The sequence below is a fragment of the Flavihumibacter fluminis genome, assembly GCF_021491375.1.
In the GTDB taxonomy this organism is placed as follows: domain Bacteria; phylum Bacteroidota; class Bacteroidia; order Chitinophagales; family Chitinophagaceae; genus Flavihumibacter; species Flavihumibacter fluminis.
The window spans coordinates 112774-133243 of the sequence record NZ_JAKEVY010000001.1; the positions used below are offsets into that span (position 1 = coordinate 112774).

The 20470-nt window shown below is 43.9% G+C and carries 21 protein-coding genes; 8 read left to right on the forward strand and 13 right to left on the reverse strand.

The annotated features are described in order from the left end of the window. Positions 1 to 26 precede the first annotated feature (26 nt). Positions 27 to 902, forward strand: coding sequence for a transglutaminase-like domain-containing protein (locus L0U88_RS00495; RefSeq protein ID WP_234863524.1), 876 nt, complete (start codon positions 27 to 29; stop codon positions 900 to 902). Positions 903 to 1120: 218 nt separating this feature from the next. Here L0U88_RS00495 and L0U88_RS00500 read toward each other — a convergent pair whose 3' ends face one another. Beyond that, a complete protein-coding gene (locus L0U88_RS00500) occupies positions 1121 to 2542 on the reverse strand; it encodes a Gfo/Idh/MocA family protein (RefSeq protein WP_234863526.1) in 1422 nt (473 codons plus the stop codon). 114 nt (positions 2543 to 2656) lie between these two features. On the opposite strand from L0U88_RS00500, the gene L0U88_RS00505 reads away from it, so the two are divergent. Next, positions 2657 to 2989, forward strand: a complete 333-nt coding sequence (locus L0U88_RS00505) for a tRNA-binding protein (RefSeq protein ID WP_234863527.1) — start codon at positions 2657 to 2659, stop codon at positions 2987 to 2989. A gap of 3 nt (positions 2990 to 2992) precedes the next feature. On the opposite strand, the gene L0U88_RS00510 is transcribed toward L0U88_RS00505, so the two are convergent. Together L0U88_RS00510 and lepB are read right to left on the reverse strand one after the other, a co-directional pair. Continuing rightward, positions 2993 to 3484, reverse strand: coding sequence for a cytidine deaminase (locus L0U88_RS00510; protein ID WP_234863528.1), 492 nt, complete (start codon positions 3482 to 3484; stop codon positions 2993 to 2995). A 31-nt stretch (positions 3485 to 3515) separates the two neighbouring features. Next, positions 3516 to 5072 carry a signal peptidase I gene (gene lepB / locus L0U88_RS00515; RefSeq protein WP_234863529.1) on the reverse strand — a complete coding sequence of 519 codons (1557 nt, stop codon included), beginning with the start codon at positions 5070 to 5072 and terminating at the stop codon, positions 3516 to 3518. 148 nt (positions 5073 to 5220) lie between these two features. Here lepB and L0U88_RS00520 point away from each other — a divergent pair, with 148 nt between their 5' ends. After that, positions 5221 to 6126 (forward strand): MerR family transcriptional regulator, encoded by a 906-nt coding sequence (locus tag L0U88_RS00520; RefSeq protein ID WP_234863530.1) that lies wholly within the window; start codon positions 5221 to 5223, stop codon positions 6124 to 6126. Here the strand turns inward: L0U88_RS00520 and L0U88_RS00525 are convergent. Next, positions 6101 to 7264, reverse strand: coding sequence for a sigma-54-dependent transcriptional regulator (locus L0U88_RS00525; RefSeq protein ID WP_234863531.1), 1164 nt, complete (start codon positions 7262 to 7264; stop codon positions 6101 to 6103). The two genes, L0U88_RS00520 and L0U88_RS00525, sit on opposite strands and share 26 nt — an antisense overlap. Positions 7265 to 7344: 80 nt before the next feature. Here L0U88_RS00525 and L0U88_RS00530 point away from each other — a divergent pair, with 80 nt between their 5' ends. Together L0U88_RS00530 and L0U88_RS00535 are read left to right on the forward strand one after the other, a co-directional pair. Further along, a complete protein-coding gene (locus L0U88_RS00530; RefSeq protein ID WP_234863532.1) occupies positions 7345 to 8136 on the forward strand; it encodes a DUF4846 domain-containing protein in 792 nt (263 codons plus the stop codon). Between the two features lie 108 nt (positions 8137 to 8244). Continuing rightward, positions 8245 to 8385, forward strand: coding sequence for a hypothetical protein (locus tag L0U88_RS00535; RefSeq protein ID WP_234863533.1), 141 nt, complete (start codon positions 8245 to 8247; stop codon positions 8383 to 8385). Between the two features lie 181 nt (positions 8386 to 8566). Here the strand turns inward: L0U88_RS00535 and L0U88_RS00540 are convergent, their stop codons facing one another. From L0U88_RS00540 to L0U88_RS00575, 8 genes are all read right to left on the reverse strand, one after another. After that, a complete protein-coding gene (locus L0U88_RS00540) occupies positions 8567 to 9556 on the reverse strand; it encodes a pyruvate dehydrogenase complex E1 component subunit beta (protein WP_234863534.1) in 990 nt (329 codons plus the stop codon). Positions 9557 to 9670: 114 nt separating this feature from the next. Beyond that, on the reverse strand, positions 9671 to 11047 hold the full coding sequence (locus tag L0U88_RS00545) for a S41 family peptidase (RefSeq protein ID WP_234863535.1): 1377 nt from the start codon (positions 11045 to 11047) through the stop codon (positions 9671 to 9673). 75 nt (positions 11048 to 11122) lie between these two features. After that, positions 11123 to 11656 carry a GNAT family N-acetyltransferase gene (locus L0U88_RS00550; protein WP_234863537.1) on the reverse strand — a complete coding sequence of 178 codons (534 nt, stop codon included), beginning with the start codon at positions 11654 to 11656 and terminating at the stop codon, positions 11123 to 11125. Positions 11657 to 11665: 9 nt separating this feature from the next. Further along, positions 11666 to 12847: an acetyl-CoA C-acyltransferase gene (locus L0U88_RS00555; protein WP_234863538.1), complete on the reverse strand. Its 1182-nt coding sequence runs from the start codon at positions 12845 to 12847 to the stop codon at positions 11666 to 11668. A gap of 66 nt (positions 12848 to 12913) precedes the next feature. After that, on the reverse strand, positions 12914 to 13939 hold the full coding sequence (locus L0U88_RS00560; protein ID WP_234863540.1) for an AI-2E family transporter: 1026 nt from the start codon (positions 13937 to 13939) through the stop codon (positions 12914 to 12916). A gap of 42 nt (positions 13940 to 13981) precedes the next feature. Next, positions 13982 to 14227 carry a hypothetical protein gene (locus L0U88_RS00565; protein WP_234863542.1) on the reverse strand — a complete coding sequence of 82 codons (246 nt, stop codon included), beginning with the start codon at positions 14225 to 14227 and terminating at the stop codon, positions 13982 to 13984. 106 nt (positions 14228 to 14333) lie between these two features. Then, positions 14334 to 16469 carry an elongation factor G2 gene (gene fusA2 / locus L0U88_RS00570; protein ID WP_234863543.1) on the reverse strand — a complete coding sequence of 712 codons (2136 nt, stop codon included), beginning with the start codon at positions 16467 to 16469 and terminating at the stop codon, positions 14334 to 14336. A 94-nt stretch (positions 16470 to 16563) separates the two neighbouring features. After that, positions 16564 to 16941 (reverse strand): hypothetical protein, encoded by a 378-nt coding sequence (locus L0U88_RS00575; RefSeq protein ID WP_234863545.1) that lies wholly within the window; start codon positions 16939 to 16941, stop codon positions 16564 to 16566. Between the two features lie 136 nt (positions 16942 to 17077). Between L0U88_RS00575 and L0U88_RS00580 the strand changes: the two genes are divergently transcribed. From L0U88_RS00580 to L0U88_RS00590, 3 genes are all read left to right on the forward strand, one after another. Then, positions 17078 to 18319 (forward strand): ABC transporter permease, encoded by a 1242-nt coding sequence (locus L0U88_RS00580; protein WP_234863547.1) that lies wholly within the window; start codon positions 17078 to 17080, stop codon positions 18317 to 18319. A 4-nt stretch (positions 18320 to 18323) separates the two neighbouring features. After that, positions 18324 to 19325 (forward strand): tRNA (adenosine(37)-N6)-threonylcarbamoyltransferase complex transferase subunit TsaD, encoded by a 1002-nt coding sequence (gene tsaD, locus L0U88_RS00585; protein WP_234863549.1) that lies wholly within the window; start codon positions 18324 to 18326, stop codon positions 19323 to 19325. A gap of 76 nt (positions 19326 to 19401) precedes the next feature. After that, entirely contained in the window at positions 19402 to 20064 is a 663-nt protein-coding gene (locus tag L0U88_RS00590) for a tRNA1(Val) (adenine(37)-N6)-methyltransferase (RefSeq protein WP_234863551.1), read from the forward strand. Here the strand turns inward: L0U88_RS00590 and L0U88_RS00595 are convergent, their stop codons facing one another. Then, positions 20065 to 20394 carry a DMT family protein gene (locus L0U88_RS00595; RefSeq protein WP_234863552.1) on the reverse strand — a complete coding sequence of 110 codons (330 nt, stop codon included), beginning with the start codon at positions 20392 to 20394 and terminating at the stop codon, positions 20065 to 20067. It lies immediately after the preceding gene. Between the last annotated feature and the right edge of the window lie 76 nt (positions 20395 to 20470).

Genomic DNA, 20470 nt, shown 5'->3' on the forward strand with positions numbered 1-20470 from the left:
GTTATTAATCTGAACCCAACCCAGGTATGGAAGAAACCCGAGAAATATCAGCCCTTTTTCATCTCATTGATGACCCCGATATCGAGGTGTTTTCGACAGTGAGCGACCGGATTATCTCACTTGGAACCAATATTATTCCAAACCTGGAACATTTGTGGGAAACTACTCCTGATGAGGCTGTTCAGGAGCGGATTGAAATGCTTATTCATCGTCTGCACTATTGTGAGTTAACCAATGATTTTCAACGATGGAAAGCACAACCTGCTCCTGATCTGCTGGGTGGAGCCTTATTGGTTTGTAAATTTCAATATCCGGATCTTAATGTCAGTGCTATTCTGCAGGATATTGAAAAAATGCGTCGTAATATCTGGTTGGAGCTGAATAATTACCTAACACCGCTGGAACAAACCAATGTACTCACCACTATTCTCTATAATTATTATCACCTGAAGGGGTCTGAGATCAATTATTCCGAACCGCATGATTTTCTATTAAATAAAGTCCTGGAAACCAAAAAAGGAAATGCCATTAGCAACGGTATCTTATACCTGGTATTATGTGATTTACTGGATATTCCTATACGGGCGGTTCCCATCCCCCGGCAGTTTATCCTCGCCTATTTTGATATGGAACCGGGTGTATGGCAGGAACCTGCTTCTAACCCGATGCATCAAATTCAATTCTACATTGATCCCATGAGCGGCCAGGTGTTTACACAAAAGGATGTGGATACCTATTTCAAGCGGATATCAGTTCCGCCTACGGCTTCCTTCTTCAAACCAATGAATACCATCCGCATCATTCAGCATTTATTGGAAGAATTCTCACGTTGCTTTGAGTCTGATAAAGATGGATATAAACAGGAGGAACTGATGAAATTGGCGCAGCTGTTGGAGACGTGAGATGTCAGACGTCATATGTGAGACGTGAGAAGGGAGACAGGAGAAGGGAGACGGAAGACGGAAGACGGGGAAGTTTAAGGATCAAAATATAAAATGGAAAAACCCGCATTTCTGCGGGCTTTTATTTTAGAGCTTTGTTTTACTTCTCACTTTTCACGTTTCACTTTTCACTTTTCACTTCTCACGTTTCACCTTTCACGTCTGACGTCTCACGTTCCTCACAGTTCCCAGCCCTTCCTTCTTTCACGTTTCACGAACTGGTTGGCTTCTTCGAAATTGGTGATTTTCATATTCTTAGCATCCCATAACAATTTCTTACGGCCCAGGTATTTATCGTTCCAGCCTTTCAGGTTGGGATTTTTCATCATCCAGCTGCGAATCGCCAGGTTACCAATAAGGATGCTTTCCGTAAAGGGACCTGCATATTCAAACGGAGAACTGGTTTTGCCTTTGCCATGACCTGCGATACAAGCATATACCCATTGCGCATAATGTCCTTCTGGTACTCTTGCGATGGTTGGCGCTGGCAGGCTTTCCTGCATTTTGGTTGTTGGCAACAAACGTGGATTTTCACCATAACAATCTGCCAATAGTTTTCCTTTGGTTCCCTCAAAGAGGATTCCACCATCCCAGTTGCCAAATGCTTCTCCCGGCAACAATTCATCCGGACGGTTCGGTAGCAGGCCACCATCGTACCAGGAAATTTTAATATTACCTTTTCCATCCGTTCTGGGGTAATCCAGGTGAATAATAGAGGATGGAGGACATCCATCAGGATTGGAGCTTTCAACCCACATATCCTGCCAGATATTGGCAACACTGCACTCTACTGAACTTGGATAAAGAATGGGCAATATCCGGAATGCCGGATCTAGAATATGACAGGCCATGTCACCCAGTGCACCTGTTCCGAAAGCCCACCAGCCTCTCCAGTTAAAGGGCAGATATGCAGGATTGTAATCTATATGCTGGGCAGGTCCAAGCCAGAGATCCCAATTTAGTTCTTTTGGAATCTCATGTTTACCGGAAGGTGTAGGAATACCTTGTGGCCAAACGGGACGATTGGTCCAGGCATGTACAGTATGAACATCTCCAATCATGCCCGCGTCAATCAGTTCTTTTGCCCTGCGAACACCATCGCCACTTCCCCCCTGGTTTCCCATTTGGGTTACAACCTTGTATTTTTTGGCAGCTTCGGTAAGTAAACGGGCTTCATAAATATCGTGGGTCAGTGGTTTCTGTGTATAAACATGCTTTCCTAACTGCATCGCTGCAAGGGTAGCATTGGCATGTGTATGGTCGGGAGTAGAAATAGAAACCGCATCGATCTGGTTCTTGTGTTTTTCCAGCATGTCCCGGAAATCCTTGTAATAAGGAGCTTTGGGATGTGCCTGGCGTGATTTGGCCGCTGCTCTGTCATCCACATCGCAGAGCGCAACAATATTTACTTTGCCGGTTTTATAAAACTCTGCAAGGTCGCTGGTGCCTTTACCTCCGGCACCAATTCCGGCAACATTCAGTGTGTCGCTGGGCGCAACAAAGCCTTTTCCTAAAACATGGCGGGGTACAATAAAAAAACCTGCGGCCGCGGCAGTTGAGTTCCGAAGGAATTTTCTACGCGATGGCGATAAACGGGGCATAATTACAATCGGTTTGATAAAAATTAATAGATGCCTGAATTTACGGTAGGTTTGTTTACCGATTGCGCATTGCATCAAAAAAAATCTATCATTTTGCGTTAATATCTTGGAAATATGTTCATTAACTGGTCAGACTTTGAAAAAATAGACATTCGCGTTGGAACCATTCTGGAGGTAAAGGATTTCCCAAAAGCGAGAAAACCAGCCTTCCAGTTAGTTATCGATTTTGGGGAATGCGGTATAAAAAAATCTTCCGCCCAGATTACAGAACTGTATTCAAAAGAGGAATTACCTGGCCGGCAGGTAATAGCCATCCTTAATTTTCCTCCCAAACAAATTGCCAATTTCACCAGTGAATGCCTGGTTTTGGGAGTATACGCTGAAAACAAAGAGGTGATATTATTACAACCAGATCGTCCGGTAAAAAATGGTTGGAAAATCGGATAGTGCTCAACCTTTATTTAATTCCTCCCCTGTAAAACTAAAGGGCAATAAATGACTCACTGAACTAATGACTAGTATACGTCCAACCTGTCCGCCTAATATTATTCTCATAGGAAACTGCTGCCTTTTTTCCTGCTCAATCAGTGATTGCCTACAAATACCGCAGGGGGAAATGGGGTGGTTACTTTCCGTTCCTGCTGAATGAAAACTAATCGCCATGGCATTGATTACAGCCCCAGGATAAACAGAAGAAACAGCAGCCAGTACCGTTCGTTCTGCACAAAGTCCGGCAGGAAAGGAAGCGTTTTCCTGGTTCGTTCCACTTAACAATTGTCCATTGTCCAATTTTACTGTTGCCCCTACAAAGAACCTGGAATAGGGTGCATAAGCCTGAGCCGTTACCTTACGGGCAGCATCCAGCAAAGCGGCATCTCCCTGCTGCAATTCCTCAATGGAACCGTAAACATCATAAGAAAATTCAAAGGAGTTGGCTTTCATACTGTTCGTTTTGGATTGCGATCCGGTTAGTTTAGTGAATCGTTCTGAAAAGGCGATTCCAGCGTATTCCCTTGTTCAGGCTCATCCAAATGATCCAGGCCTCTCCCACTACATGATCTTCGGGAACAAAGCCCCAAAAACGGCTATCCTGTGATTGGTGGCGGTTATCCCCCATCATCCAGAAATAATTCATCTTAAAGGTATATTGATTGGTGGACTGTCCATTAATAATAAACTGATCCCCCTGTCTTTCCAACTGGTTGCCTTCAAAAACCCGGATCGCTCTTTCGTAGATGGAATAATTATCCGCCGTTAGTGTAATTGTTGCCCCTTTTTTGGGTATCCAGATCGGACCATAAAAATCTTCTGTCCATTTATGCTTTCCATCATGCGGATAAATATCAATGGTGAATTTGGTTGGAGGCACTGCATCCGGACGAATCAGTAGTGGTGTTATCCTTTTTACCAACCCGCTTTTTTGTAATTTTTCGACTGCTTCTGCAGTGAGTAACATATTGAATACATTGCCACTGAGTCTTGCAAACTCCTGTTCATCGTTGATGTCGATATCGTATTCATCTTTCATGAACTCCGCATTCAGCGGCTGTCCGTTGGTTTCAATTTCATATAGCAACTGCGATTTGGGGGGAACAAATCCCGGCTCCCCATTTATATACACACGTCCTTCCCGAACCTCCAGGGTATCACCTGCGATTGCTACACATCGTTTGATATAATTTTCACGCTTATCTACTGGTCTTATTACCAGTGGATAGGTTTCAGGATCGCTGAGGATCATTTGTCTTCCCAAATCCATATTGCCGTTTCCAAATTGACGGGCAACATTGTAATATGGATACATCGACTGAAACTCCGGTTTATTGATAACAGTATCTCCATCCGGAAAATTAAATACAACTACATCGTTTCTTTTGACAGGACTGGCAAACCATCTGCTGTATGGCAATTTGATAAGTTCAGAATAGGATTTAGTGGTACTACCAGGTAATGAATGATGTACAAAGGGAACTGCGAGCGGTGTATTTGGAATCCTGGGCCCATAGCTTAATTTACTAACAAAGAGGAAGTCATTTACCAACAGTGTCTTTTCCATTGAACCGGTTGGAATCGTATATGCTTCAAAAATGAAGGTGCGGATCAGTGTGGCGGCTACAATTGCGAATATGCCGGCATCCACCCATTCCCGTACGGGTGTTTTTTTATAATGTTTTACTCCCTCCGGACCAATGAAACGGGTTTTTTGATCCATTCCGATCATTGGAAAATAAACGAATGGCAGCAAACAGGTTAATGTATGTTCCCAAAAGCTGAACTTATTAAAACACTTTACAAATTCAATCAGGATACCCATTGTAACGAACCATCCTACCACCGGAATAAATTGCCAGAAAAACCAGTGTTTCGGACGTTTGGCTATTTCCAGCATGGTCCAGGTATTGTAAAAGGGAACAAAGGCTTTCCATGCAGGCACTCCTGCTTTCTGAAAAAGTTTCGAAAGGCCAAAAGCCGGTAACATCACCAGTAAAAGGGAAATCAGGGATACGATCAAAATCTGATTCGTTGTCATTCAGGCAATTTTAGATGTGGGCAAAAATACCATTATAAGGTAATAATACTAGTTTCCTGCTCTATTTGTAACTGTTTTATGTAAATTATGACAGCGTAGCCCCCAAATTTTTGTTAATCGGAATATTTACCGCATTCTTGCAACCGTAATGAACAGGTTCAGCATTCGTGATATTGAAAAGCTTACAGGCATTAAAGCACATACTCTCAGGGTATGGGAGCAGCGGTACCAGTATGATTTCTCGAAGCGAAAAGAGGGTGGGCATCGATATTACGACGGGGAGGATTTAAAGAAAATACTACGACTATCCTTCTTATACAAAAGAGGAAACAAGATTTCATCCTTGCTGGAAATTGATCAGGAGCAATTGGCTTCTTATTGCCTGCAGGATTTAAACGCAGGCATTCATGCTGAGCCTTTCCGCCAACTATTGGAATCCGTTTCCAATTTTGACGAGGAAACGTTTAACCAGGTAGTTCATTTGCAGGTGCTTCACAATGGTCTTCAAAAGACGATGCTGGAAATCCTTTTTCCATTACTGAACCTGATCGGAAATAATTGGCTTTGCGACCGGGTAATTCCTGCCCAGGAGCACTTTTGCAGTGAGCTTGTAATGAAAAAGTTATTGCTTGCAATAGACGGATTAGAACCGGTATATGCTGAAAATAACAGAACCGTTTTATTATTTACACCTATTGGGGAATCTCATGAAATTCCTATTCTTTTTATGCAGTATCTGTTAAAAAAGAATGGTTCAAAATGTGTTTATTATGGCAAAAATGCAGATATCCAAGTGTTAAAGGATATTTGCGAAGTGCACCATCCTTCCCATTTGTATTTTCACCTGATCACACACCTGGATGACTGTCCGCTGGAAAAATACCTTCAGGAATTACTCAGCCATTTTCCTGACAAGAAAATAGTTGCCGCCGGGCCTGCCATGGAAAACCAATCGCTTCCTTCTCAACCATCTTTTACCTGGTTAAAAGACTGTGAGGCAATGTTGAAATTTGCAGCAGCTGACCAGGTTAATTCCTGGGTACCACATTATTGACAACATCTTCCTTCACGATTGTTTTGCCGGATAGAATAACCAGTCGCTCTACTACATTTCTCAATTCCCGGATATTACCTGTCCAGTTGTAATCGCGAAGCGCTTCCAGTGCATCTGCATCAATTTCTTTTTTGGCGATACCGTATTCCATACAGATATTCTCCAGGAATTTATCTACAAGCAGCGGGATATCATCTCTTCTATCATTAAGAGATGGAACATGAATCAGGATTACACTCAATCGATGATACAGATCGAGCCGGAAGTTTTTTTCTTCCACTTCTTTAAGCAGGTCCTTATTTGTTGCAGCTACCACACGAACGTCTACAGAAATTTCTTTATCACCCCCTACCCTTGTGATTTTTCCTTCCTGTAAAGCCCTCAATACTTTTGCCTGTGCAGATAAACTCATGTCTCCAATTTCATCCAGAAACAAAGTGCCTCCACTGGCCTGTTCAAATTTCCCAATCCGTTGTTTAATAGCGGATGTAAAGGATCCTTTTTCGTGACCAAAAAGTTCACTTTCGATTAGTTCGCCAGGGATTGCAGCACAGTTTACTTCCACTAACGGACCGGAAGAGCGATTGCTTTTCTCATGGAGCCAGCGGGCTACCAACTCTTTTCCTACACCATTTTCCCCGGTGATCAATACCCGGGCATCAGTAGGAGCTACTTTCTCAATCGTGTCTTTGATCCGCTGAATAGCAGGAGAATTCCCGATCATTTCCTGCACCTTACCTACCTTCCTTTTTAATACTTTGGTTTCCGTAACAAGGGAGGTTTTATCCATTGCATTTCGCAATGTAATTAATAGGCGATTCAGGTCTGGTGGCTTGGAAATATAATCAAAGGCACCTTTTTTAACTGCCTCAACAGCGGTTTCAATAGTGCCGTGACCAGAGATCATTATTATGGGTATATCCGGATTCGCTTCCCTTGCTTTATCCAGAAATTCGATACCATCCAGTTTCGGCATTTTGATATCACAGAGTACTACATCGAAATTCTTTTCCTTAAATTTTTTCAATCCTTCTTCCCCATCCGATGCTTCTTCGACCTTGTATCCCTCATAGGATAAAATTTCTCCCAATGTTTTGCGAATGGCTCTTTCGTCGTCGATAATTAATATTTGGGACATGTTAAAATCAGTTTATGGTATGGTATCGCTTGTGTAATTGAAATGGTATTGCATCTCAACTGTACCAAAAATACCGATTAATGCAATTGCCCCTGATACTGGCAATTATTTTGCCATTTTTTCCACGTGCTGATAAACTTAGTTCAATTGAATCCATTGCTGTTCCGGAGGGATTTGCCAGGCCGGTTGCTGCAAGAGGTAGCTATACAGACTTTCTACGCAAACTCGCATTAAAGGAAAACAAGACGGTTTATTACTATACCGGTCAGCCCAAGCCAAACCAGCAGGCTGCTTATGCAGTGCTGGACATACCAGTTCGGAACAATTCCCTGTTACAATGCGCGGATGCAGTTATGCTCATCCGGGCGACCTGGTTGTTTGACCAGAAGAAATATGAACAGATTCATTTCCTAGCAACCGACGGCACCTGGTTGAACTATATTGAATGGTGCAAGGGTGTTCGATATGTACTGAAGGGCAAAAAATTACTAACGGTAAGGCGTAGTGCTCAATCAGTTTCACCGGAATATCGGTCAAACCTGGATCGATTTCTTCAGCAGGTGTTTGCCTATTGTGGTACAGCTTCTCTTTCAAGGCAAATGAAACGAAAGTCACCCAACTCAAGTCCTGAAACGGGTGACGTATTTCTTCAACCCGGTCATCCAGGCCATGTAATGCTGGTTGTTGACATGGCAAAGAATGCAAAAGGAGAAGCCGTATTTATCCTGCTGCAGGGTTTCATGCCGGCTCAGGATATTCATCTGGTTAAATCCGTCCAAACACATTACCCGCAACCCTGGCAGCGCTTTACAGGAGGCAGCTTTCAGACGCCTCAATGGAATTTTCCGGCAGGCAGTCTGTACCAGTGGTAAAGTGAAAACGCTTCGTAATTGTACTAAAAAAAATGGGTAGAACTGTGATTGACAGGAGTTGTAAGGGATTGTATTTTTGAAGTATCCAAAATCCAAAAATATCCACCTATGAACAGACTACGTCACCCTTTGAAAAACACCCGCGAGATCAGCGTGTGGCAATTGACAACCAAACTTGTTTTATTGGCAGGCGTTTTAATGGCCTATTCGTATTGCTTCCTGCTAACGGTGGGAAGTATGTTAAAGTGAGACGTCAGACGTGAGACGTCAGACGTGAGACGTCAGATATGAAATGTGAGAAGTGAAAGCCACTTGAATCTAACGCCCTGAAAATTCAAAACCCGTAAGAGTATATTCTCCTACGGGTTTTTTTATATCGTTTCACGTCTCACATCTGACGTTTCAACTTTCACCTTTCACCTTTCACCTTTCACTTCTTCATATACATCACTTCCTTTACCAGCTTTACTGTTCTTGCTACATCGGGTAAAGCTGCTGCTACCAGGTTGGGTGCATAGTGCAACGGTGCATCTGCAGCTGTTATCCGGCGAATCGGTGCATCGAGGTAATCAAATCCTTCTTTTTGGATCCGGTAGGAAATTTCAGAAGAGATTGATGCGAATGGCCACTGTTCTTCAACGATTACCAGACGATTGGTCTTCTTTACACTTTCAAGGATGGTCATCCAGTCGAGCGGTCGAATGGTTCTAAGGTCAATCACTTCCGCATTTACGCCTTCTTTTTCCAGTTCAGCAGCTGCTCCTAAGGCAACTTTCATCATTTTATTGAAAGAAACAATGGTAACATCGGATCCTGCTTTTTTTACATCTGCTTTACCAAGAGGGATATAGTATTCTTCTTCCGGAACTTCAGACTTATCACCGTACATCAATTCGGATTCCATGAAAATCACGGGATCCTCTTCGTAACGGATGGCTTGCTTCAACAATCCCTTTGCATCATATCCATTAGACGGAGATACTACTTTGATACCCGGAATATTGGCATAATAACTTTCAAATGCAGTAGAGTGCTGGGCTCCTAATTGTCCGGCTGAACCATTGGGTCCACGAAAAACAATCGGGCAGGAAACCTGTCCGCCACTCATCGCAAGCATTTTAGAAGCAGTATTCAGGATCTGGTCGAGTGCCAGAACAGCGAAGTTCCAGGTCATAAATTCAACAATGGGACGCAGGCCATTCTGAGCTGCACCTACTGCAACTGCAGCAAATCCAAGTTCAGAAATAGGCGTATCGATCACTCGTTTTTCACCAAATTCATCGAGCATACCCTGGCTTACTTTGTAGGCTCCATTGTATTCAGCCACTTCCTCTCCCATCAGGAATACGCGATCATCGCGACGGAACTCTTCATTCATTGCTTCGCGCAGCGCTTCTCTAAATGCAATTGATCTTGCCATTCTTTTGTTTTTATAAGGAGTGGCAAATTTATTGGTTACACTCCAAATGCGCAAAAAATCCCCTATAAATGCCAAAAGCCCCGGCGAGGGGGCTTTTGACAAAACTATTTTTACTTAATTTTTTAGTTTTTCGGATAGATTATAACGGTCTTCCACCAATACTTTCATTTTCTTCATCGGCAGCCGCTGATAACTTTCCAGATAATCAGCCGTAAGGCGGCTGGATTCGCGGTTAGCAGCCCTGAAAGATCCGGTAGTCAGATACTTCATGGCGCTTGCCAAACAGTCTTCAGTCAGATCTCCCCAGGCCTTATCGAGCCCATCTGGAACCTGGCTTTCCGGAATAAATCCATTGAAATAACTTCCCTGATTGTTACTGTTCACTGTGCGGAAGCTTACCGGAAGAATATACCAATCTCCTACGGGGATCGGGAAATAACCAACCGGTTTACCATTGGACGCACTCGGACCAACGATTTTCACCTCTGTATGAGGGGTCAGGCTGTTGATAAGACCTTCACTGGCAGAGGCCGTGTTTTGAGATATGATGAAAACAATTTTTGCTGGGTTGACTGTACCTTTTTTCTCGAAATTCACAGTTTCATCAAACTGGCTGGCATATCTGTTGTTGAAACTTTGCCGGTACATTACCTTTCCATTAGCGGCTGTTGGTGCAAGGTAGTTACCCATTTCTTCCCATAAGGAAACAAATCCACCACCATTGTAGCGCAGATCAACTATTAATTCCGTTACGCCTTGCGCACCAAAATCTGAAAAAGTGGAAGCCATTGCAGCCTTGATCTGATCCTGATCTCCAAGGAAAGAATTCAAGACTACATATCCGATTTTTTTGCCTCCGTTTGTATATACTGTATCCAATGCCAGCGGATATTCCTGGTAGGTAACAGGAGTAAGCGTTATCTCCTGGGTGGTTCCGTCTGGTTTTTGAAATTCAACAGTTGCTGCATTTCCTCCGTAGATCGCATTCACGATAAAATTGATACTTGCATCGGATGTATTGATGCTACTGTTGCCATTGATTTTTAACAGCCTCCAGCTTCTCTGAACACCTGCTTTTCCAGCAGCTCCGTCTTTTTCAACATAAGTAACCCTCAGGTCATTGTTTGAACGGAAAAAAATACCCATACCCAGGTCAGCGGAAATACCACTGCTGGCATTGTCCCAGTCGGCTTTTTTAACGGCGAAACTCCAGCGATCAACAGGATTGGTAAAACCTGTTTCCTTACTGAAAGGCCGAATGGCTTCCATAATCTTGTTAGGATCTGCATAACTTTGTGCATTGAAGGTTGCCGGTATCTGGTTATACCAGAGGTAAATATCCCTGGTATACAGCATTACGGAATCCTTCAGTTTTTGTTCAGCTGTAGGAGGGGTAGGTCCGGGTGGGTTTGGTTCCGGGTCGTCCACTTTTTTCTGACAGGCTAAAAGTACCCAACCCGCCATCAGAGATAGCAACAGTATACGTTTCATACGGGATTTTATTTTCAATTTACGTTTAAGTTTCACTTTCAGTTGCTCTGTTCAGCGAGAAAATAGGATTTTGGTTCAAATTTTAACCAAATCCCCCAGTTCCTTAACCATTAACCAGTCAGTTTGGGAATCAGTACCCAACAAAAAGGGGTGATCCCCTTTTCTCTCAAACCCCCATTTCTGATAAAATCGGATGGCCCTTTCGTTGTGCTCCCAAACTCCAAGCCAAACCTGTTTTACCGTTTTCGATCTGGCAAAATCCAGCGCAAACTGCATCATGGCTTTTCCAACACCTTTCCCAATGGCAGCCTGGATGGCATATAAGCGGGTTATTTCCACTGTGGGTACTGAAGGCAAACAACTATAGGCCTGTGTTTGCCAAAACCTCAGTCGCATGTATCCCAAAGGCACTCCATCCTCCCAGGCTATAAAGAAATAATTATCCGGTTCGTCGGGTTCCGCCATTAGCTGGTCCCTGGTAAATTGTTTGTCCAGAAACAGCTGCATATCTTCCGGCTTGTTGTAAGACGCAAAAGTATCAACAAAGGTTTGCCGGCTCAGATCAGCCAGCAAACCTTTTTGTTCATTTGTTACAGCTAAGATATCCATCAAGGCAAGTTATGCCAGATTTTCAATTACCATAGCAGAAGCACCACCTCCGCCGTTGCAAATTCCAGCGGCACCGTATCTGGCGTTTTTGTCTTTAAGAATATGGATCAGGGTTACCAGAATCCTCGCTCCACTGCACCCCAGAGGATGGCCCAGGGAAACGGCACCACCATGAACGTTTACTTTGGCTGGGTCGAGTTGCATACGGCGACTATTCTCTATACCTACCACAGCAAAGGCTTCATTTAGTTCCCAGTAAGCAATGTCCTGCATGGACAAGCCTGCTTTTGCTACGGCTTTGGGAACAGCAAGGGAAGGTGTGGTGGTAAACCATTCAGGCGCCTGTTCCGCATCCGCATAAGAGAGAATCCTGGCAATAGGTTTCAGCCCGAGCTCCTCCAGCTTTTCTTTACTTACCAGGATAAGTGCTGCAGCTCCATCATTCATAGTAGAAGCATTGGCCGCGGTCACAGAACCATCTTTCTGAAAGGCCGGTCTCAGTTCCGGGATCTTTTCAAATTTTACATTCCAGGGTTCTTCATCTTTCGAGAAAAGTATTGGCTCACCTTTTCGTTGCGGAATGGGTACCGGAACAATTTCAGCATCGAATTTGCCTTCGTTCCAGGCTGCCTGGCTTCTTTTATAACTTTCAATCGCGAACTGATCCTGGTCTTCCCTGCTGATTCCACATTCACGGGCACACTTTTCCGCTGCATTTCCCATAGCAAGGCCATCATACACATCTGTCAGACCGTCTTTTGCCAACCCGTCAATCAGTGCAGTAGAACCATATTTGTTACCCCAGCGAAGCTGTTCTACATAAAAAGGAACATTGCTCATACTTTCCATACCACCAGCTACCACGATAGATGCATCACCCAGCATAATGCTCTGGGCACCCAGTGCAACGGATTTCATACCACTGGCACAAACTTTATTGATGGTAGTACAATTGACAGTATCCGGTAATCCCGCGAATTTGGCAGCTTGTCGGGCTGGAGCCTGTCCCAGGTTAGCCTGCAAAACAGAGCCCATCAAAACATCTTCTACCTGATCGGCGGACAGGCCGGCTTTCGCCAGGGCTCCTTTAATGGCAATCGAACCCAATTGGGTAGCATTAAGGTCTTTCAGTGTGCCGCCAAAACTTCCCATGGGAGTACGGACGGCCGCAACAACATAAACTTCCTTCATATGGTTTTTTCAGTTGAATGACGAAAATACGGAAACAGGTTCAAATGCTAACACTTGATAGTTTTTCTATTTGTCGTCTCCCAGTAACAATACAAGCGGGGTTCCCCCTTCTATTCTTTCAGCAATTAGTTTAAGGATAGCTGCAAAAGGCACAAAGAGGATCATACCTGCCGCCCCCCATAAAATTCCACCCACGATAATGGCGATGATGGTGAAAAGAGTATTTAATTCCAGTTTGCGGGAAACAGCCCAGGGGAAGATAATATTGGCTTCCAGGTATTGAACAACACCAAAAACGGCAATCACACCAATCGGATACCAGATGGAATTATAGGTGACCCAGGATAATGTAATGGGGAATAGCGAAGCCGCTAAAATGCCAACATAGGGAATAAAAGTAAGGACTGCAGCGATAACACCAAACAGGATCGCATGCGGCACCCCAAGCAGCAGCAGGCCGACACTGTTTAGAATCCCGACAATCAGGTAAACAGCCAGCATACCTTTGATAAAATTGTAATAAGATTGGATTGCCAACTGTACGATTTCGGTTATACGTGGTCGGTACTTATCAGGAATCAGTAAAACCAGGGCTTTCATCAACCGGCTCCGGTAATATAAAATGAGAAAACTGTAAATAGGAATCAGGAATAATAAAACCAGTGAAACGGCAGAACTGGTGATGGTCTTTTGTAAAAAACTGAACAGGTAACCCGGTGCATTTTTAAGAATCTGATCCGTATAGGTTTGTTGAGTAACACTATCAATTTTCCATTCATCATTGAGATAGACAGAAAGTCGACTGATTGATTGATTGATCTTCTCTTTTAAAAGTGGCCATTCCGAACCAAACTGTTTTAATTGATATACAAGCAGGAATATTATTCCTCCAAGCAACAAGGTCAGAAAAGTAAGATTGATCAGGATCGCCAGTGATTTGGAGAGGCCTTTTTCTTCCATCCATTTACAAATTGGGTAGAGAATGAAACTGATCAGCAAGGCGAAACTAAGTGGAATGAATAGGGAACGGCCTGCATATAAAATTATACAGGAGAGAACAACAAAAAGTAATACCTGGTTTAATCTGGGCATGTTATAAAGATAAAAAAGGGCCGTCATATCGGCCCTTTTTTATCAGTTGTTAAGTGGGGAGAAATAATACCCCACTTCGCAAAGAATGAACTCGTTTGGAACAATGTTGAATAGTGTCTGATACATGTGCTTTTGATAGCGTTGGCTGGTCTCCGGCAGATGCTCCACTAATTTCCAGTTGCGGATTTTCAGTACAGCCATTTTACTGGTGTCCTGCAAATGCTCCTGGATCAACTGAAACTTTTCGGCAATATGTGCCTGGTCGTTGAAGTACAACTGTTCGTTCATAGGTGTGGAAATTTTCAATGGGTACGTCGATTAAAAACGGAACAAAGCATAAACGATGCAGAAAATAAAATCATTGTTCCATTCATCGAAAAGCTACTTTGATAAGCTATTCGACCAGCTCTGCCTGCCTGTTGTATTCTTCCATAAGTTTTTTCTGTAATTCATAAGGTACGGGAGCATAGTGATCGAATTGAATACTGAACCTTGCTCTACCCTGGGTGATGGAACGAAGGGATGAAGCATATTCATACAGTTCAGCCAATGGTACTTTTGCACTGATCCTGGTGAAATGCCCTTCTGATTCGAGTCCCTCCACGATCGCCCTCCTTGTTTGTAAATCTCCCATGACCGATCCGGTTAGGTCATCAGGACAAGTAACTTCCACTTTCCCGATAGGTTCAAGTAGCTGTGGGTCGGCCTGTTGAAAGGCCTGGCGAAAAGCCTGCAAGCCTGCCAGCTTAAACGAAATGTCATTGGAATCAACCGGGTGCATTTTTCCATCATATACCGAAACCCTTATATCCCGAACATAACTTCCGGTTAAGGGTCCTTCCTGCATTTTTTCCATTACCCCTTTCAGAATGGAAGGAAGAAAGCGGGTATCAATGGCGCCACCAACAATACAGTTGTAATAAACAAGGCTGCCCCCCCAGGGCAGCTGATGCGTTTCCCGGTTCCGGACAGTTAAACCGTTTGGTTCGGGCATTCCTTCAAACCATGGTTCAATTCTGAGATGTACTTCCCCGAATTGTCCCGCTCCACCAGATTGTTTTTTATGGCGGTATTGGGCATCCGCCGGCTTGCGGATGGTTTCCCTGTAGGCAATGCGGGGTTTGGAAAAACGCACTTCCAGCCGGAACTGATTTTGTAATTTCCATTTAATGACTGCCAGGTGCATGTCTCCCATGCAATGCAGCAAGGTCTGTTTCAGTTCAGCGGATACTTCTACCCGAATGGTGGGATCTTCTTCTACCAGCATGTGAAGGGCTTGTGATAGTTTTTCCTCCTCTCCTTTTACCAAAGGGTCAATAGCCACGCTCAGATTGGGTGCAGGAAAACGGATTGGCACCAACTCAACCGGATTGTTTTTATCGCATAGCGTATTGTTGACATGGGTGTTTTTCAATTTGAGGGTCGCACCCAAATCGCCGGCAGCCAGTTCATTCACTGCTGTTCGCTTGTTTCCTTCAACAATAAACAGTTGGTTAATCTTTTCACTCACCCTGGTATTGGCATTCATTAAGTCCATTCCTGATTTGACCACTCCTGAATAAACTTTGAAAAAAGAGAGTTCACCCACATGCGGTTCAGAAACTGTTTTATAAACAAAAAGACAGGTGGCAGCATCTGACCGGCAGGGAAGATCTTTACCCTGTACGGTTTGCTGAGGGGGCATTTCATTGGCACTGGGACAAACATTATCAATAAAACCCATCAGGCGGCCACTTCCCATATTCCGTTCTGCCGATACACAAAAAAGCGGGAACAGATCATGGTTGATCATGGCTTTTTTCATGCCTTCCTTCATTTCATCTTCATCTAGCTCACCCTTTTCAAAGTAATGTTCCATGAGTGTTTCATCATTGCTGGCAACCGCTTCTACCAGTTCTTTGTGCAACTGATCCGCTTTTTCCCTTTCCTGCTCAGGAATTGGTAGTTTTTCTGGTTTGCCACCTGTATCGTGAAACTTGTAAAGGGTCATCCTGAGTACATCCACGATCTCATGAAAACCGGCACCCTGTTGTAATGGGTATTGCACCACCACGATTTTGTTACCAAAATGGTCTTTTGCCTCCTGGACAGTTTTGTCGAAGTCGGCTTTTTCATGATCAAGTTGATTGACTGCAAAAAGCATGGGCGTCTTAAACGACTCTGTGTATTGCCAGATGATATCGGTACCCACTTCAACTCCCATTGCCGCATTTAGTACCATCACGCCGGTATCGGCTACACGCAGGGAGGCGATCACCTCCCCACAAAAGTCATCGTAACCGGGTGTGTCAATAATATTGATCTTATATCCACGCCATCGGGTATACAGGAGCTTGGAAAAAATCGAGTTGCCTCTTTCTTTTTCCAATTCATGGTAATCACCCAATGTGGAATGGCTGGAAATGGTTCCCCGCCGCGGTATCAGTCCGGCTTCGTAAACCATACTTTCCGCTAAAGTGGTCTTGCCGGAACCGGCATGGCCGAGCAAGACAATGTTTTTGACGTGTGAGGTGTCGAATTCTGCAGACATAAGGAAGAATTGAGGTGAGACGTGAGATGTGAGACGTGAGAAGAAGGAATCCCTAGTTCATAAATTCATACTTCATAGTTCGTACTTCTTCTCATCATTCGATTTTGCGGACGAACTGGTAGAATTCATCCTCTACATGATCGAGGGTGTCATTAAGTTGTTCGTACTGCATCAGAATGTCTTCGTGCGCGGAGATGGTTGCGTCAGAGACCTGACCCTTTTTTTCTTTTTCCCAGCGGGCGATCTGTTCATGCTCTTTGATGGCATGTTTCAGGTCGTGGATGTTGATAAGTTGAATGTAGAACTGGTTCTGGAGGTGTTCAAGGTCTTTGAGTGTGTCATGGTCCTGGAGATTGGTGGAAAGCTGCTGGAGCTTTTCTCGGAGAGAAGTAAAGTCAGTTCTTTTTGTGCGGAGAGTGGTGATCCAGGATGCACACTCTCCAACCAACTGGGAGATGTCTGTAGTAACCATTGGAATTATATTTAAGTGATGAAATAATTTCCTCTGATTCAACGCTGGTACAGATAGTTTCCCGGGCGGATTGTTCTCTTCTAATTTAAGCTTCTTTTTTCACACTAGTTGCATCAGGAAGCAGTATTTTTGATTTATGCGTAAAACCCTCGAAATTCTGGGAACCGGATTAAAAATGGCACTGGGAGAGTTTCGTTCCAATAAACTCAGAACCTTTCTGTCCCTGTTTGGAATTACCATTGGTATATTCTGCATCATAGGTGTACTGGCTACTGTAAACAGCCTGGAGAAAAATGTTCAGAAAGATATAAAGGCACTGGGTAGCAATACCATTTTCATAGACAAGTGGGATTACAGCGGTCAGATCCCTTATTGGAAATTGCTCAACCGCCCCTCTCCAAAATACCATGAAATGGATCTGTTGCGAAAAGCGGTGCCCGAAGCAGCCAATATTGCATTTGCGCTACAGCGGATGGATAAAGTGGAGTTCCAGGATGAAAAACTGGACAATGTAAGGATGTATGGGATTTCAGAAGATTTCTCCAATATTCAGACAATAGAGGTGATAGATGGACGCTACCTGCAACAGACCGATTTTGATTATGCTTCCAATTCTGCGGTAATTGGTTATAAAGTTGCCGAAGAACTATTTGGTAAACCGGAACGCGCGGTTGGAAAAATGGTTAATATCTATAACAGGAATGTTAACATAGTCGGACTGATTAAAAAACAGGGTTCTTCCATTATTGGCGGTTGGGAATTTGATAACTGTGTGTTACTCCCATATGCATTTATGAAAACCCTGGTGAGAGAAGACCGCTCTGATCCTGTGATCATGTTGCAGGGAAAGGAAATGATTCCCATGAAAGCCCTGCGGGATGAGGTTACCGGTGCCATGAGATCCATCCGTAAACTCAAACCCACGCAGGCGGATAATTTTTCCCTTAATGATGTAGATGCATTTGGTGAATTCGCTGCCGGAATTTTTTCCGGTATCAATATGGGAGGCTTTTTCATTGCAATTCTTTCTCTATTCGTAGGTATGTTTGGTGTAGCCAATATCATGTTTGTGACTGTGCGGGAAAGGACTCCGCAAATCGGACTTAAAAAGGCGATTGGGGCCAAAAAAATGACCATCATGATGGAGTTCCTGATGGAATCCGCCTTCCTTTGTATTTTGGGTGGAATGATCGGTCTGTTGCTCGTATTTCTGCTGACACTCGCCATCTCAAGTTCCATTGGTTTCCCGATTACTATTTCCATTAAAATTATGACCATCGCCGTGTCGATCTGTATCATTGTGGGGGTGCTTGCTGGAATCATTCCAGCCTCCATCGCTTCAAAAATGGATCCTGTGGTCGCCATTCGCAGTAAATAATTCTATGCCAGTTCTATTAGCCATTGAAAGTTCCTGTGATGAAACAGCTGCAGCAATTTGTAAAGATGGACAGGTGCTTTCCAATATCGTTGCCACTCAGAAAGTACACGAACAATACGGCGGTGTAGTTCCCGAACTGGCTAGTCGTGCACACATGCAACACATTGTTCCGGTGGTAGACCAGGCGATACAGCAGGCAGGTGTATCACTGGAAGAGCTGGATGCGATCGCGTTTACGCAGGCACCTGGATTAATTGGTGCACTACTGGTAGGGGCTCAATTTGCCAGGTCAATCGCCCTGGCTCTTAATAAGCCGCTTATCTCTGTTCATCATATGCAGGCACATGTGGTAGCTAACCTGATCGATGACCCCAAACCCTGCTTTCCATTTTTATGCCTTACGGTTAGTGGGGGCCATACCCAACTGGTGCTGGCGGAATCACCCACTAATATGAAAGTTATTGGTGAAACCATTGATGATGCAGCCGGTGAAGCATTTGATAAATCGGCCAAGCTGTTAGGACTTCCCTACCCCGGCGGACCACTGATAGATGTGTACGCAAAAAAAGGGAACCCAAAAGCGTTCCGGTTTCCGGAGCCACAAATCCCGGACCTGAACTTCAGTTTCTCCGGATTGAAAACAGCTATACTATATTTTATCCAGGAACACCAGCAAGAAAACCCTTCGTTTATACAAGACCGTTTGCCTGATATCTGTGCTTCCATTCAGGATCGGATCGTATCAATTTTACTTAACAAGTTAAAAAAGGCAGCACTCGAAACCGGTATCAGAGAAATTTGCCTGGCAGGAGGTGTTTCTGCCAATTCCGGCTTGCGAAACGGACTGGAACAAATGGGAAAAAAATACGGATGGAAAACCTATTACCCGGCGCTACCCTACTGTACGGATAATGCCGCGATGATTGCGCTGGCTGCCTACTACAAATTCCTGGAAAAGGATTTTGCCGATCTTTCCGTAACCCCTACTGCCCGCGCTGGCTGGTAATATCAAACCCTGATTTATTTTGGCGAATACCTATTTTCAGTTTAAATCCTTTCGTGTCGATCAGGAAAATTGTGCTATGAAAGTATGTACAGAAGCCTGTTTGTTTGGGGCCTGGCTGGCAGAGGAATTTCGTGGTAAAGACATGGATTCTGCTCTTGATATAGGAACCGGTACGGGACTGCTGAGCCTGATGCTGGCCCAGGAAACAAAATTTGCGAAACTGGATGCCATCGAACTGGATGAACCTGCTGCAAAACAGGCTACAGCAAATTTTGAAGCATCGCCCTGGAGCCCAAGATTACATGTTTTTCAGGGGGATGCACTCAGGTTTTCATTTCCTCGTGTCTATTCGCTGGTTTTTAGCAATCCGCCTTTTTTTGAGCAGTCATTATTATCGCCGGATGCTCGACTCAACCAGGCAAAACATGAAAGCGACCTGGATCTAGCATCCCTCATTCAACTGGCGGAGAATATTACGGAAGAGAGCGGTTATTTCGCTATCCTGCTTCCTTATTTAAGAACTGAATCATTATTAGAAAAAATTGCATCCAGCAGCTTCCAGCTTTATAAACGGAAGAATGTATGCCAAACAGAAAAACATGCACCCTTCCGGTCTTTCTGTCTTTTTAGAAAAAATAGTCCCGTCAATATGCATGTTTCAACCATTTGCATCAGGGAAAATGGAGATTATTCTCCAGCATTCAGCCGATTGTTACAACCCTATTATCTTTATCTCTGATTATTTTTTGAACATAAAATAAACGGCTCCTAAAAGGAAGGCAAAACTAACCAGGTAATTCCAGCGAAACGGCTCTTTCAGATAGAGTACAGCAAAAACAGCAAAGACAACCAGGGTGATTACTTCCTGTGTCATTTTTAACTGGAAACCGGAAAATCCATTCGCATACCCCATCCTGTTAGCCGGTACCATCAGGCAATATTCGAAAAAGGCAATTCCCCAGGCAATCAGTATTGCTTTCCACAAGGAGAGGCCTTTTTGTTTCAGGTGTCCATACCAAGCAATGGTCATAAAAATATTGGACAGGAGCAGCAGTACGATGGTACGCATAGCTTGATCTTTTGGTGTGGCGCTAAAATTAAAAAAAACCGCACACCTGTGGCGTGCGGTTATGAACTGGTGAAAA

Coding starts and splice junctions, on each gene's coding strand:
- L0U88_RS00495 (WP_234863524.1), top strand. CDS start 27: ATGGAAGAAACCCGAGAAATATCAGCCCTTTTTCATCTCATTGATGAC.
- L0U88_RS00500 (WP_234863526.1), bottom strand. CDS start 2,542: ATGCCCCGTTTATCGCCATCGCGTAGAAAATTCCTTCGGAACTCAACT.
- L0U88_RS00505 (WP_234863527.1), top strand. CDS start 2,657: ATGTTCATTAACTGGTCAGACTTTGAAAAAATAGACATTCGCGTTGGA.
- L0U88_RS00510 (WP_234863528.1), bottom strand. CDS start 3,484: ATGAAAGCCAACTCCTTTGAATTTTCTTATGATGTTTACGGTTCCATT.
- lepB (WP_234863529.1), bottom strand. CDS start 5,072: ATGACAACGAATCAGATTTTGATCGTATCCCTGATTTCCCTTTTACTG.
- L0U88_RS00520 (WP_234863530.1), top strand. CDS start 5,221: ATGAACAGGTTCAGCATTCGTGATATTGAAAAGCTTACAGGCATTAAA.
- L0U88_RS00525 (WP_234863531.1), bottom strand. CDS start 7,264: ATGTCCCAAATATTAATTATCGACGACGAAAGAGCCATTCGCAAAACA.
- L0U88_RS00530 (WP_234863532.1), top strand. CDS start 7,345: ATGCAATTGCCCCTGATACTGGCAATTATTTTGCCATTTTTTCCACGT.
- L0U88_RS00535 (WP_234863533.1), top strand. CDS start 8,245: ATGAACAGACTACGTCACCCTTTGAAAAACACCCGCGAGATCAGCGTG.
- L0U88_RS00540 (WP_234863534.1), bottom strand. CDS start 9,556: ATGGCAAGATCAATTGCATTTAGAGAAGCGCTGCGCGAAGCAATGAAT.
- L0U88_RS00545 (WP_234863535.1), bottom strand. CDS start 11,047: ATGAAACGTATACTGTTGCTATCTCTGATGGCGGGTTGGGTACTTTTA.
- L0U88_RS00550 (WP_234863537.1), bottom strand. CDS start 11,656: ATGGATATCTTAGCTGTAACAAATGAACAAAAAGGTTTGCTGGCTGAT.
- L0U88_RS00555 (WP_234863538.1), bottom strand. CDS start 12,847: ATGAAGGAAGTTTATGTTGTTGCGGCCGTCCGTACTCCCATGGGAAGT.
- L0U88_RS00560 (WP_234863540.1), bottom strand. CDS start 13,939: ATGCCCAGATTAAACCAGGTATTACTTTTTGTTGTTCTCTCCTGTATA.
- L0U88_RS00565 (WP_234863542.1), bottom strand. CDS start 14,227: ATGAACGAACAGTTGTACTTCAACGACCAGGCACATATTGCCGAAAAG.
- fusA2 (WP_234863543.1), bottom strand. CDS start 16,469: ATGTCTGCAGAATTCGACACCTCACACGTCAAAAACATTGTCTTGCTC.
- L0U88_RS00575 (WP_234863545.1), bottom strand. CDS start 16,941: ATGGTTACTACAGACATCTCCCAGTTGGTTGGAGAGTGTGCATCCTGG.
- L0U88_RS00580 (WP_234863547.1), top strand. CDS start 17,078: ATGCGTAAAACCCTCGAAATTCTGGGAACCGGATTAAAAATGGCACTG.
- tsaD (WP_234863549.1), top strand. CDS start 18,324: ATGCCAGTTCTATTAGCCATTGAAAGTTCCTGTGATGAAACAGCTGCA.
- L0U88_RS00590 (WP_234863551.1), top strand. CDS start 19,402: ATGAAAGTATGTACAGAAGCCTGTTTGTTTGGGGCCTGGCTGGCAGAG.
- L0U88_RS00595 (WP_234863552.1), bottom strand. CDS start 20,394: ATGCGTACCATCGTACTGCTGCTCCTGTCCAATATTTTTATGACCATT.